The 13,483-nt window shown below is 64.0% G+C and carries 11 protein-coding genes and 2 pseudogenes; 12 read left to right on the top strand and 1 reads right to left on the bottom strand.

Annotated features, from left to right (window positions below; all coding sequences use genetic code 11):
* Window positions 1-185: 185 nt before the first annotated feature.
* The 7 genes from HGI30_RS20560 (at window position 186) to HGI30_RS20530 (ending at window position 8,885) form a co-directional block, all read left to right on the top strand.
* Complete coding sequence (locus tag HGI30_RS20560) at window positions 186-3,821, top strand: chemotaxis protein CheB (protein WP_235680221.1); 3,636 nt, start codon at window positions 186-188, stop codon at window positions 3,819-3,821.
* Window positions 3,822-4,200: 379 nt separating this feature from the next.
* A complete protein-coding gene (locus HGI30_RS20555) occupies window positions 4,201-4,401 on the top strand; it encodes a hypothetical protein (protein ID WP_168909220.1) in 201 nt (66 codons plus the stop codon).
* Between the two features lie 169 nt (window positions 4,402-4,570).
* A complete protein-coding gene (locus HGI30_RS20550) occupies window positions 4,571-4,759 on the top strand; it encodes a hypothetical protein (protein WP_028598583.1) in 189 nt (62 codons plus the stop codon).
* Window positions 4,760-4,875: 116 nt separating this feature from the next.
* Complete coding sequence (map, locus tag HGI30_RS20545) at window positions 4,876-5,652, top strand: type I methionyl aminopeptidase (protein WP_168909219.1); 777 nt, start codon at window positions 4,876-4,878, stop codon at window positions 5,650-5,652.
* 250 nt (window positions 5,653-5,902) lie between these two features.
* A complete protein-coding gene (locus HGI30_RS20540; RefSeq protein WP_168909218.1) occupies window positions 5,903-6,574 on the top strand; it encodes a bifunctional 2-keto-4-hydroxyglutarate aldolase/2-keto-3-deoxy-6-phosphogluconate aldolase in 672 nt (223 codons plus the stop codon).
* A 118-nt stretch (window positions 6,575-6,692) separates the two neighbouring features.
* Window positions 6,693-8,081 carry a class II fumarate hydratase gene (gene fumC / locus HGI30_RS20535; RefSeq protein WP_168909217.1) on the top strand — a complete coding sequence of 463 codons (1,389 nt, stop codon included), beginning with the start codon at window positions 6,693-6,695 and terminating at the stop codon, window positions 8,079-8,081.
* Window positions 8,082-8,174: 93 nt separating this feature from the next.
* Entirely contained in the window at window positions 8,175-8,885 is a 711-nt protein-coding gene (locus HGI30_RS20530) for a class I SAM-dependent DNA methyltransferase (protein ID WP_168909216.1), read from the top strand.
* Window positions 8,886-8,990: 105 nt separating this feature from the next.
* Here the strand turns inward: HGI30_RS20530 and HGI30_RS20525 are convergent, their stop codons facing one another.
* Window positions 8,991-9,362 carry a potassium channel family protein gene (locus HGI30_RS20525; protein WP_168909215.1) on the bottom strand — a complete coding sequence of 124 codons (372 nt, stop codon included), beginning with the start codon at window positions 9,360-9,362 and terminating at the stop codon, window positions 8,991-8,993.
* A gap of 453 nt (window positions 9,363-9,815) precedes the next feature.
* Here HGI30_RS20525 and HGI30_RS23710 point away from each other — a divergent pair.
* The 5 genes and pseudogenes from HGI30_RS23710 to HGI30_RS20510 all read left to right on the top strand — a co-directional run.
* Window positions 9,816-10,697, top strand: a pseudogene (locus tag HGI30_RS23710) (ABC-F family ATP-binding cassette domain-containing protein); the annotation flags it as partial.
* 150 nt (window positions 10,698-10,847) lie between these two features.
* Window positions 10,848-11,210, top strand: a pseudogene (locus tag HGI30_RS23705) (ATP-binding cassette domain-containing protein); the annotation flags it as partial.
* Between the two features lie 393 nt (window positions 11,211-11,603).
* Window positions 11,604-11,846, top strand: coding sequence for an ABC transporter C-terminal domain-containing protein (locus HGI30_RS23700; RefSeq protein WP_407945048.1), 243 nt, complete (start codon window positions 11,604-11,606; stop codon window positions 11,844-11,846).
* A gap of 7 nt (window positions 11,847-11,853) precedes the next feature.
* The gene (locus HGI30_RS20515) at window positions 11,854-12,513 is read left to right on the top strand and encodes a fumarylacetoacetate hydrolase family protein (RefSeq protein ID WP_168909213.1); all 660 of its coding nucleotides are present in this window, start codon (window positions 11,854-11,856) and stop codon (window positions 12,511-12,513) included.
* A gap of 339 nt (window positions 12,514-12,852) precedes the next feature.
* A complete protein-coding gene (locus HGI30_RS20510; RefSeq protein WP_168909212.1) occupies window positions 12,853-13,443 on the top strand; it encodes a ribonuclease H-like YkuK family protein in 591 nt (196 codons plus the stop codon).
* The last annotated feature ends 40 nt before the right edge of the window (window positions 13,444-13,483 follow it).

The following is a 13,483-nucleotide window of genomic DNA, read 5'->3' as shown; positions in this document are numbered from 1 at the left end:
ATCCAGGCGGAGGGTTCCATCGCAAATAAAGGCGAAAAACCCCGGGTTATAGCGAAAGATAGGTTCTGAATTTATTTAGAGGAAATGGAAGGGAAAAGGAGAATAGTATCCCTTCTGTGAGTGTTTCCCAGTCCATGTGGAAAAAGGACGTCCAGCTGCAGAACGGGAACGAGGAGGGACAGCGAGTGTCGCGTATCAACCCCGAGCCGGCTCAGGAGGCAACGATGGCGAAGGTCGGCGATTCGGTCCGTGTCGTAGGCATCGGAGCTTCGGCAGGAGGACTGGAAGGCCTCAAAAGCTTCTTTCAGCACGTCAGCCCCGAGAGCGGACTCGCTTTTGTCGTCATCCAGCATCTGTCGCCCGACCATAAGAGCCTGATGAATGAAATCCTGTCTCTGTATACGCCGATGACCATCCATGTCGTGCGGGACGGCATGGAGGTCGAGCCCAATACGATCTATCTGATTCCGCCGCGCAAGACGATGAAGCTGCGCCGGGGCCATTTGTGGCTGGCGGAGCCCCATCCCGACGAGATCCACTATCCGATCGACCATTTCTTCTACTCGCTGGCATCGGACTCCGCCTCGCAAGCGATCGCGGTCGTGCTCTCGGGCACGGGCACGGACGGCACGCGCGGCATCTCGACGATCAAGCGCGCGGGGGGCGTCGTGTTCGCCCAGAACGGCGAGACGGCCAAGTTCGACGGCATGCCGAGCAGCGCGATCGAGACGGGCTACGTGGACTACGTGCTCGCTCCGGAGAAGATCGCGGCCAAGCTCCGCCTGCCCCATTCGCTCGTGCCGAGCGTCACGCACGTGTTCTCATCCAAGAGCGGCGAAGGGGACAAGTCCGAGGCCGCTGTCGCGCTCATTCTCGAAAAGGTGAGAGAGCGGACGAACATCGACTTCAGCTTCTACAAGCGGAACAGCCTGCTCCGCCGGATGGAGAAGCGGATGGCGGAAATCGGCTGCTCGTCGCTCGAGGACTACGCCGAGCGCATCCGCGACGAGCCGGACGAGATTTACGAGCTTCGCCAGGACCTGCTCATCCACGTGACGCATTTCTTCCGCGACACGGAGGCGTTCCATGTCATTCGGGATGCGGTACTGCCCAAGCTGCTGCGGCAAAAGGCGGGGGCCGCCTCGCCCGAGCTGCGCATCTGGACCGCAGGCTGCTCGACCGGCGAAGAAGCCTACTCGATCGGCATGCTCGTTGCGGAAGCGCTCGCCGCCGAGGGGCTGGCGGACCGCGTCCACGTCCGCATCTTCGCCACGGACGTCGACAAGCAGTCGATCGATTACGCCAATCACGGCGTTTATCCTCTGACGATCGAGTCGACGGTCGGCCAGGAGCGGCTGGAGCGATTTTTCGTCCGCCACGGCGATACGTACCAGGTGACGCGCGAGCTGCGCCGCATGATCGTCTTCGCTCCGCATAATCTGACCAAGGATCCGCCGTTCAGCAACCTCGACCTCATCACCTGTCGCAACATGCTCATCTACCTGCAGCCGGAAATGCAGCAGAAGGTGCTGTCCCTGTTCAACTTCGCGCTGGCGTCGGGCGGATATTTGTTCCTCGGCCCGAGCGAGACGATCGGCCGGCTGGACCATCTGTTCGAGACGACGAGCAGCAAGTGGAACATCTTCAAGCAAAAGCAGAAATCGCGGAAGCTGTCGGCGGCGCCGCAAATGCTGCTCGAAGGCGGCCGCAGCGTGAACGCCGGAGCGGACGGCCGGGATCGCCGCCGGGCGTCGATGGGCTCGGACATCCAGGAGAACCGGCGCCAGAACCATTTCTACAGCACGTACGTCAACGAGCACATGCTGCCCTCGCTGCTGATCGACGAGCATCTGGAGGTGCAGCACGTGACGGGAAATATCCAGCCGTTCCTCTCGCCGACGGAGGGCAAGCCGTCCTGGAACCTGCACAAGATCCTCGATCCCGCGCTCGCCATCTCGATCGTGACGGCGCTGCAGCAGATCCGGACGGACCGCATAGAGGAAGTGCGGTTCCGCGATCTCGTCATCCGGACGCCGCATGGGCAGGAGCTCGTGCACGTCGTCGTCCGCCCCTTCACGCGCTCCGCCTCGGCGTTCAGCTCGTACAGCCTCGTCATTTTCCAGAAATCGGACGATCCGGTCGAGGAGGGCGGCAAGCGAATCGATCTGGACGAGAGCGTGCGGCGTCAGATGGTATGGCTCGAGCAGCAGCTGCGGATGACGGAGGACAAGCTCCAGACGGCGATCGAGGAGCTGGAGGCGTCCAACGAAGAGCTGCAGAGCACCAACGAGGAGCTCATCGCCTCGAACGAGGAGCTGCAGAGCACCAACGAGGAGCTGCAGGCGGTCAACGAGGAGCTCGTCACGATCAACTCGGAATACCAGTTCAAGATCCAGGAGCTGACCGAGCTCAACAACGACATGGACCTGTTCCTCGTCAGCACGAAGATCGGCACGATCTTCCTCGACACGCAGTTCTGCATCCGGCGCTTCACCCCCGCGGTGACCAAGGAGATCAACCTGCTCGACGTCGACATCGGGCGGCCGTTTCACCACATCTCCCATCAGTTCTACTATGACGGCTTCATCGAGGACGCCTCCCGCGTGCTGCAGTCGCTGCGCTCCCTGGAGAAGGAGATCAAGAGCCGCGGCGGCAAATGGTACAAGATGCGCATGATGCCGTACCGGACGCTGGAGCATCTGACCAAAGGCGTCATCATCACGCTCGTCGACATCACCGAGCTCAAGGAGATGAACGAGGAGCTGCTCCGGCTCTCCTACGCCATCGAGCAGAGCCCGAGCCTGATGGTCATCTCCGATCTCGGCGGCAAGGTCGTCTACGCCAACACCCCGTACCTGGAGCTGGCCGGCGATACGCCGGAGGGCGTGCAGAGCCGGCATCTGGAGGAGCTCGACGACTGGCAGGCGAGCGGAGTCGCGTTTTCCGACATCTGGTCGCGCCTGCAGGAGGGCGAGGTCTGGGAGGGAGAGCTCGCCGGCCGCCGCACGGACGGGGAGCTCTATTGGGAGCAGGCCAAGTTCCTCCCGATCGTCAAGCGCGGCGAGGTCATCCATTACATGAAGTTGTCCGAGAACATCACCGACCGCAAGGAGACGGAGGAGATGCTGCGCAAGTCGGAGATGCTCGGCGCCGTCGGCCAGCTCGCCGCGGGCATCGCGCACGAGATCCGCAATCCGCTCACGTCGCTCAAGGGCTTCACCAAGCTGATGCAGGAGGACAACCGCCGCAACTACATCTCGATCATGGCGATGGAGCTCGAGCGGATCGAGCAGATCGTCAGCGAGCTGCTCGTGCTGTCCAAGCCGCAGGCGGTCGACTTCCACGCCGTCTCGCTCGGCGCGGTGCTGCGCGACGTCATCATGCTCATCGAGGCGCAGGCGATCATGAGCAACGTGCAGCTCGTGCTGGAGCTGCCGGAGGAGGAGCTGTACGTGCTCGGCGTCGCCAATCAGCTCAAGCAGGTGTTCATCAACCTCATCAAGAACGGCATCGAGGCGATGGGGGCCGGCGGCGTGATCCGCGTGGAGACGGAGGCCGGCGAGGGAGGCATGATCTGGACGCGCGTCATCGACGAGGGAGGCGGCATCCCGCAGGAGAAGCTGGCCAAGCTCGGCGAGCCGTTCTTCTCGACCAAGGCGAAGGGCACGGGCCTCGGCCTCGTCATGACATACAAGATCGTCGAGAACCATCACGGCAAGCTCTACTACGAGAGCGAGATGGGCAAAGGCACGGTCGGCCACGTCGGCCTGCCGCTGCTGCAGGCCGACGCAGGCGCGGGCGAGCAGGGGCAGGCGGGCTGAGGGGCAGCCGTCTCAGCCTTGCCTGCCCGGCTGCCGGCGGCAGCCGCAAGATGACGCCCAGGAGCAGGCTCGAACGATGCCAAGAGACAAGCCGGAGAGAAAGACTCTCCGGTTTTTTTTGGCGTCGGCGCTCATACACTGGGGATAGCCGCCGGGAGGAGCGGCGAACAAGCTTGTTTCAGGGACCGCCAGTTCGGGTAATGGCCTGAAAAGCATGTCCGTTTCCGCCGATAAACCGAAGGAGGACGGAGATCGAGCCGCCCGCATGCGGGCCTGGACAGGGGGAATGGAAGGAAGCCGGACGGTTGTAAGCGCCTCTTCCGATACGCTATACTTCTCTGGATGGGAGTTGCTGGAGAAGCGAAGGGAGGCGGCGCGGATGGTGGTCAAGGGATGGGTGACGGCGGTTACCCTCGGATTCGGAGTGCTGGTCGCCATCGTCGTCGTGATCGCCTATCTGCGTCTCTATACTCGCCAGCAGCAGGATCATTCCGGCGGTCAAGCCGGGGAGAATCCTCCGCGATCGGCGCCGGAACGCCGGTCCGATCCGAACGATCCGCCGGGACATTCGGAGGATTGATTGGAATTTTATTTCCTATCCATGCATCAAGTGCTATAATAGTGTGAAAAATAAAAACATTCACTCATCTGCCGTGGAGTGCCTGCAGCGTAGGGGAGCGGCCGGAGGCCGCTGTTTTCTCGATTGGGATGTTTCGGACTGACCATCCACTGTAAGAGGAGGAGATTTCATGGCCAAGCACAGCCAGAATGAAGTCAAGGAAAGCCTCAAGGAACTCACGAGAATTTTTCAGCCCAAGGATCCGCGCAAGTTCGTCAAGGACTACATCCGCAAATATCGCATCACCGGCGGCTATGAGGATGAATTGACCTCTCTGGTGGAGCATGAAATGGGCAGAATGAAGTCTTCCGTCAGCTGATCGACGATGAATGTCCTATACCGGCCCGCCCCTCCCGCTTGCGGAAGGCGCGGGTCTTTTTTTGCGCTTCTCCCGAATAAGATACAGCAAGCTGGAGGAAGCGGGGGTGGCGCCGGATGGCGGAATGGAAATCGGAAGAGGAAATCGGCTGCATCCGCAGAGCCGGACAGGTCGTGGCCGAGTGCCATGACGAGCTGCGCCGAAGGATCGCTCCGGGCGTGACGACGCTGGAGATCGACCGCTTCGTCGAAAGGCTGATGGCCGAGCGCGGAGCCAAGCCGGCGCAGAAGGGCTATTGCGGCTATCCGTTCGCGACATGCGCGTCGGTCAACGAGGTCGTCTGCCACGGCTTTCCGGACTCGATCCCGCTGCAGGAGGGAGACCTCGTCACGATCGACATGGTGGCCGACGTCGACGGCTGGAAAGCCGATTCGGCCTGGACGTATTCGATCGGCAAGCCTCAGCCGGCGGCCGCGCGCCTGATGGAGGCGGCCCGGCGGGCGATGCTGCGCGGCGTCGCCGAGTGCCGGGCCGGACGGAGGATCGGCGATATCGGCGCGGCGATCGTCCAGGAAGCGCGAGCGCACGGCTGCTCGGTCGTGTCGGCGTTCGCCGGCCACGGCATCGGCCGTTCCATCCACGAGGGGCCGGAGGTCGGCCACACAGGCATCGCAGGCAGCGGCGCGCGGCTCGAGCCCGGCATGGTGCTCACCGTCGAGCCGATCCTCGTGGCCGGCGACGGCAAGGTGTGGATCGACCGCGACGGTTGGACGGCGCGCACGCGCGACCGCTCCTGGTCGGCCCAATACGAGCATACGATCGCGGTGACGGAGCAGGGGCCGATGATCCTCACCTGCTTGCAAAGCGCGGCGGGCCATGCGGTTATCCCCTGAGTTGTCCACATACCCACATTTTCTATCCACAGTATCCACAATCGATTCGGGATAAAAGAAAGCCTCTCCGTGCGCGCGCTTCCATGCGGGCGGGAGCGGCTTTTTTTCGGGTTGCTTTTCCCCATGTGGATAACCTCTTGAGAGAGCTTGTGGAGAAAGGGCGGCACGGCCGATTGTGGATAAGCGGGTTGACGATCGGACGGGACGGATGAGACAATGATCCCGGTTATCATAGGGAGGGAATGGTCGAATGCTGAACAAGTTGAGAGTGACCGGAGCGGTCGCGGAAGCGGGCGTCGTGGCGGTGCTGCGGGCCGACTCCGCCGAGGAGGTCGTCCGCATGGCGCGCCATGCGGTCAAGGGCGGCATCAAGGCGATCGAGATCACGATGACGGTGCCGGGCGCGCTGCGCGCGATCGAGCAGCTGGCGTCGGAGTATTCCAGCCAGGCCGATCCCGACTCGGACAAGTACGCGATCATCGGCGTCGGCACGGTGCTCGATCCGGAGACGGCGCGCGCGGCGATTCTCGCCGGAGCGGAGTTCGTCGTCGCCCCGGCGTTCAATCCGGACACGATCAAGCTCTGCAACCGCTACGCGGTGCCGATCATGCCGGGCACGATGACGATCCACGAGATCCAGAGCGCGCTCGAGCTCGGCGTCGACATCGTCAAGCTGTTCCCGGGCAGCGTCTACGAGCCGAGCGTCATCTCGGCGATCAAGGGGCCGCTGCCGCAGGCGAACGTCATGCCGACCGGCGGGGTGTCGCTGGGCAACCTGCGCGAGTGGGTCAAGGCCGGAGCGGTGGCGGTCGGCATCGGCGGCGACCTGACCAAGGAAGCGGTCCGGACGGGCGACTTCTCGTCGATCGAGCGGCAAGCGCAGGCGTACGTGCAGGCCTATCGCGACGCCAAGGCGGAGTGAGGGCTCATTCGGGCAAGGACGGCTCCCGCCGGTGGCGGAGGGCCGTCTTTTCCGTTAAAATGGATACGGCATAGAAATAAGAAAGCGGTTCAACGAGTCCAAGGAGGCGGAGAAACGAATGACGGAATATCGGATTGAAAAGGATACGATGGGCGAGATCAAGGTTCCGGCGGACAAGCTGTGGGGCGCGCAGACGCAGCGCAGCCGCCAGAACTTCAAGATCGGCTGGGAGAAGATGCCGCTCGAGATCGTCAAGGCGATGACGATCGTCAAGAAGGCGTCCGCGCAGGCGAACGCCAAGCTCGGCGTGCTGGAGCCGGAAAAGGCCGAGGCGATCTGCCGCGCGTCCGACGAGATTCTCGCCGGCAAGCATGACGAAGAGTTCCCGCTCGTCGTCTGGCAGACCGGCAGCGGCACGCAGACGAACATGAACTGCAACGAGGTCATCGCCCGCCGCGCGAACCAGCTGCTCGAGGAAGCAGGCTCGTCCGCGCGCATCCATCCGAACGACGACGTCAACCGTTCCCAGAGCTCCAACGACACGTTCCCGGCGGCGATGCACATCGCGGCGGTCATCGCCGTGCAGACGCGCCTGCTCCCTGCGCTCGAGACGCTGAAGGCGACGCTGCACGACAAGAGCGTGCAGTTCGACGACATCGTCAAGATCGGCCGCACGCATCTGCAGGACGCGACGCCGATCACGCTCGGCCAGGAGATCAGCGGCTGGGAAGCGATGCTGGAGAAGTCCAGCTGGATGCTGACGAGCAGCACCGACGCGATCCGCGAGCTGGCGCTCGGCGGCACGGCGGTCGGCACGGGCATCAACGCCCACCCGGACTATGCGGTGCAGGTCGCGGCCGAGGTGGCCGAGATCACGGGCCACAACTTCGTCACCGCCTCCAACAAGTTCCACTCGCTCACGTCGCATGACCAGATCGTCTGGGTGCATGGCGCGATCAAAGGCCTCGCGGCCGATCTGATGAAGATCGCCAACGACGTGCGCTGGCTGGCGAGCGGCCCGCGCAGCGGCATCGGCGAGATCACGATTCCCGAGAACGAGCCGGGCAGCTCCATCATGCCGGGCAAGGTCAACCCGACCCAGGCGGAAGCGATCACGATGGTCGCCTGCCAGGTCATGGGCAACGACGCGGCGATCGGCTTCGCGGCCAGCCAGGGCAACTTCGAGCTGAACGTGTTCAAGCCGGTCATCGCCTACAACTTCCTGCAATCCGTCGTGCTGCTGTCCGACTCGATGCTGTCGTTCAACGAGCATTGCGCCGTGGGCATCGAGCCGAACCGCGAGACGCTGCAGCGCAACCTCGACCAGTCGCTCATGCTGGTGACGGCGCTCAACCCGCATATCGGCTACGAGAACGCCGCCAAGATCGCCAAGCAGGCGCACAAGGACGGCACGACGCTCAAAGAGAGCGCGGTCAAGAGCGGCCTGCTCACCTCCGAGCAGTTCGACGAGTGGGTGCGTCCGGAGAAGATGACCGGCAAGCGCTGATCGGACGGTAGAAAGATAAAGAACGGACGTCGATGAGGATCGGCGTCCGTTCTTTTTGAACATTTCCCGAAGCGGTAAGGAGGCGAGGCGCTTATGATTCCCTTGGTGTATGACCAGCTCAATCGCTGGGGCGAGGACGACGACTTCTTCCTGGCCTTGCTGGAAAAGGCGGAGGTCAGAGAGCTCGCGGACTTAGGCTGCGGCACGGGCCGGCTCACGACGCATTTTGCAGAGGCTGGCTATCGCGTCACGGGGATCGACCCGCACGAAAAAGCGATCGAGCAGGCTCGGAAAAAAGACGGCTCCATTACATGGATGCTAGGCGACAGCGCCTTGCTGCAGCCCGGCCGCTTCGATGCGGTCATCATGACGGCGAACGTCGCGCAAGTGTTCCTGACCGATTCAAGCTGGCAGCGCGTCGTGTCGGACGCCTATCGGTCCTTGAAGCCGGGCGGACACTTCATCTTCGATGCCCGGAATCCGAAAGCGAAAGCGTGGGAGAAGTGGGAAGCGGATCGTTCCCCGGACCGAGCGACAGATCCGAGAAACGGCGATCCTCTGGAAATTTGGACGGACGGCGAGGGATTCGCGGACAACGTCTATACGTTCTATGAAACGGTAATGAACGCGCGCACCGGCGAGGTTCTTCACCAGGAGCAGATGAAGCTGATCTTCCGCACCTATGAGGAAATCCTTGCATCGCTCCGACAAGCCGGATTCTCGGCCATCCAAGCTTACGGAGATTGGACCTTCGAGCCGGCGACGGAGGCTTCCCGCTCGTTTGTTTTTCACGGCAGGAGCTGATTTTCATCGCTGCTCTCGTTGCGGCATTTTTTGAAGCACACCAAAAAGCTCGCCCCGTGAACGGTTCACGGGGCGAGCTTTTTGCCATGCGAACGGCTCGCGCCGTCAAGCATCGGGACCGTCCGCCGCAGGGGCGTCGTCGCCCTTGGCCTTGCGGCGGCTGCGCCCGAAGCGCACATGGCTCGCCAGGATGCGGATGAAGCCGAGCATGATGCCGATGCCGGCGAACACATAGACGATCGTGAACGCCTTGCCGAAGTCGGTCGCGGGCTCGAGGCTCGAGCCGACCGTCGTGAGCGTCGTCACGCAGAAGTAGAGCGCGTCGATCGTACGCCACCCCTCGACGCCCCGGTAGAATATCGTGCCGGACAGCAGCGTCACGGCGAGGATGAAGAACAGCCCTTGGAACTCCTTGTCCTTGAAGGCGTGGAAAAAGGCGGTAAGCAGCCGCTTGCTCGTGACGATAAAGGAAAACATCGATCCCTCCGAAGCCTGGGCGGGACGCGCCCGCCGGAATGCTCCATAGTGTACCACGCTTCGCGGCGGCCGACAAAAAAGCGGGCCGTATTCGCGCGCCAGTCCGGTCCGTCGAGGCGTGAAGGGCCGCTGACGATGAATCAGATCGTTAGGAGCCCCAAATGGGGCAGCTCCAAAATCGAACGACGCGTCAGGAGCTTAGCCATGCAAAAGAGCTGAAAAATGGACTGGAACCTGCAAAAAGCGGATCTAAGCGTCTGACTCGTCGTTACGTTTCGGGTGACGGATAAAAAACGGTTTTAAGCGTCTCAGCAGTCGTTGGCATCGGATGGAGAGGACGCGCATGAACGCATCATGAACGCCCCGCGCCGCCTGTGGTATGATGGGAGGACGAACATCCGGCCCCTCTCGGACCGGATCCGCGACCACAAGGAATGAGGAAAGAGGCCTGCCATGCATTTGTTATCCATCGAGCACCTGACCAAGACATACGGAGAGAAGAAGCTGTTCGAAGACGTCAGCTTCGGTATCTCCGAAGGCGACAAGATCGGCATCATCGGCGTGAACGGCACGGGCAAGTCGACGTTCCTCAAGGCGATCGCCGGCATCGAGCCGGCCGACTCCGGCAAGGTCGTCATCCCGCCGCGCGTGAGCGTGCGCATGCTGCTGCAGAATCCGGAGTTCGATCCGGAGGAGACGGTGCTGGAGCATGTGCTCGGCGGCGATACGCCGCAGCTGCGCGCGGTGCGCGAATACGCGGCCGCGCTGGAAGCGCTGGAGCTCGATCCGCAGCACGAGGAGCTGCAGCAGCGGCTGCTGCGGGCCAATGCGGCGATGGACGAGCACGACGCCTGGCAGCTCGAGAGCGACGCCCGCACGGCGCTGTCCAAGCTCGGGCTGCGCGATCCCGAGGCCCGGCTCGGCACGCTGTCCGGAGGCCAGCGCAAGCGCGCGGCGATGGCGGCGGCGCTGCTGTCGCCGTCGGACGTGCTCATCCTCGACGAGCCGACCAACCATATCGACAACGAGTCGGTCGCCTGGCTGGAAGGCATGCTCCAGAAGCGGCGCGGCGCGCTGCTCATGGTGACGCATGACCGCTACTTCCTCGACCGGGTGAGCAACCGGGTCGTCGAGCTCGACCGGGGGCGCGCGTATTTCTACACGGCGAACTACAGCCGCTTCCTCGAGCTCAAGCTCGAGCGCGAGGAGCGCGAGGCCTCGAGCGAGGCCAAGCGGCAGAACCTGCTGCGCAATGAGCTCGCCTGGATCCGGCGCGGCGCGAAGGCCCGCTCCACCAAGCAGAAGGCGCGCATCGAGCGCTTCGAGGCGCTGAAGGCATCCGGGCCGGACAAGGCGTCCGTCAAGCTCGACCTGTCCGTCGCCTCGTCGCGGCTCGGCCGCAAGATCGTCGAGCTGGACGGCGTGGCGAAGCGCTACGGCGACCGCACGCTGATCGAGGACTTCAGCTATATCGCCGTGCCGGAGGACCGCGTCGGCATCATCGGGCGCAACGGTAGCGGCAAGTCGACGCTGCTCAAGCTGATCGGCGGCCGCCTGGAGCCGGATGCCGGCGAGGTGTCGCTCGGGCCGACGGTGAGGATCGGGTACTTTTCCCAGGAGCATGAGGAGATGGACGAGTCGATGCGCGTCATCGAGTACATCCGCGAGCAGGCCGAGCAGGTGCGCACGGCCGACGGCACGACGATCTCGGCGGGCCAGCTGCTGGAGCGGTTCCTGTTCCCGCCGGCGATGCAGTGGTCGCCGATCGCCAAGCTGTCGGGCGGCGAGAAGCGCCGCCTGCAGCTGCTGCGCATCCTGAGCGGAGCGCCGAACGTGCTGCTGCTCGACGAGCCGACCAACGACCTGGACATCGCTACGCTCGGCGTGCTGGAGGACTACCTCGAGGACTTCCCCGGCGTCGTGCTCGTCGTCTCCCATGACCGTTACTTCCTCGACCGCACCGTCGAGCGCATCTTCGCCTTCGAGGGCGGCGGCACGATCGTCGAGCATACGGGCAACTACTCGGAGTACGAGGAGAGCCGCGGCAAAAGAAGCCTCTCCGAGCCGGAGCAAGCCGGCGCGGGGAGGCAAGGCGGAGCGGGAGCCGGAGCGGCCGGGAAAGGCGCTTCCGCCGCTTCCGGCGCTGCCGGAGGGGATCGTCCGTCCGGCGGATCCGCGCAGCCGTCCGGCGAGGCGGCGGACGCCGCAGCCGGAGCGGCCCGCCGCGAGCCGAAGCTGCGCATGTCCTACCAGGAGCAGAAGGACTTCGAAGCGATCGACGGCTGGATCGAGGAGGCCGAGGCCAAGCTCGCCCGCGTGCACGAAGGCATGGGCGAGAGCGGCAGCGACTCCGTGCGCCTGCAGCAGCTGATGGCCGAGCAGGCGGAGCTGGAGGCCCGCCTCGAGGAACTGATGGAGCGCTGGACGTACCTGAACGAGCTGTCCGAGCAGATCGAAGCCCAAAAAACGAAGCCGAGGAGCTGACCCGACCATGACGACGCCATCCCTGCAAGACTACAGCCAGGAATCGATCCGCAACATCTACTGCATCGGGCGCAACTATCGCCTGCATGCGCTCGAGCTCGGCAACGAGGTGCCGAAGTCGCCGATGGTGTTCACCAAGCCGACCCATGCGCTCGTCCCGATGGACGGCCGCGAGGTCGAGCTGCCGGGGATGGAGGGCGAGGTGCACTTCGAGCTGGAGATCGTCCTGCGCGCAGGGCGGGACTGGGAGCCGGGCGTGACGGCGGACGAGCTGTTCGACGCGATGGCGCTCGGTCTCGACCTGACGCTGCGCGATGTGCAGAGCCGGCTCAAGGACAAAGGCCATCCGTGGCTGGCGGCCAAAGGCTTCCTCGGCTCGTCGCCGCTCGGCCCGTGGCTCCCCTATCCGGGCCTGGAGGGACTGAGAAGTGCGGACTTCTCCCTGCTGCGAGGAGCGGAGGTCGCCCAGCTCGGCAACGCCGCGGACATGATCTTCGACCCGGACGTGCTGGCCGAGCATATCGGCTCCCGCTACGGGCTGCGCCGGGGCGATGTCATCTATACCGGCACGCCGGCCGGCGTGGCGGCGCTGCTGGACGGAGAGACGCTGACCGCGCTCTGGAACGGCGATCCGGCGGGCTCGCTGCAGGTCAGGCTGCGGCGCTAGGAAGCCGTCCGGACCGTCTGTACCGGGGAGGCTGCTCGCGGCCTCCTATTCGTGCCGGCCGGTCGTCGGCGGGCCGTCGTCGCTTCCTCGCCCTTTCGCGCCGTCCGTTCGCCCGTCCGCCACATCGCGCCGCCTCGCCCTTCTCGTGTTCGCTGGCGCGCGGTCGGCGGCTCCCCGGCGTTTCGCGTCGGTCGCTGATGGCGCCGCGGGCGTTTTCTCGCCCTTTTCGCGTCGTCCGCCCGTCGGCCCTCTCCGCTCCCTCGTTCATAGCCGTCCCCGTCCGCGCATAAGCTGATCGAAGAGGATCAAGCCCCAAGGAGCAGCGAGGACGGTGAGTTGGTGACGAAGTTCAAACGAAAGCCGGAGGCGCATGACCGGGCCAACCGGCTGCGGTTCCACAACGTCAAGGAGCAGCATCTTTCGGTGGGAGACGTAGCCGACCGCCTGCTGCGCTTTGTCGCGGAGGATCCGCGGGCGAGCTATCACTTCGCGATCGGGACGGATTGCCAGGTGCACCCGAACCATACGAAATTCATCACCGGGCTCGTGCTGCACCGGCTCGGCAGAGGAGCGTGGGCCTGCTATCGGCCGTACGTGCTCGGCCGCGAGCTGGATTCCATCCGCGAGAAGCTGGCGCTGGAGACGTCGCTGTCGCAGGAGATGGCCGCCCATCTGGAGGAGCACCGCGTCGTGTCCCGCATGGAGGAGTTGCTGCTGCCTCATGTCTACCAAGGCGCGGAGCTGCGCACGTTCATCGACATCGATGCCGGCACCGAGCCGTGTCTCAATCCGACGGCGCTGTACGTGCAGGAGATGATCGCCCGGGTGGAGACGATCGGGAGCTATGTGCCGCGCGTCAAGCCGGAGGCCTACTGCGCCTCGAGCTACGCCAACCGCTATACGAAGCGCCCGGCCAAGTTCGTCATGTAGCGCCGCCCGAGAGGCGGAGCCTTTTGAAAAGCCGTTTGCG

The organism is Paenibacillus albicereus, assembly GCF_012676905.1.
In the GTDB taxonomy this organism is placed as follows: Bacteria; Bacillota; Bacilli; order Paenibacillales; family Paenibacillaceae; genus Paenibacillus_O; species Paenibacillus_O albicereus.
Note: the sequence above shows the minus strand (reverse complement) of the source record. Positions and strands in the feature narration are given on the sequence as shown.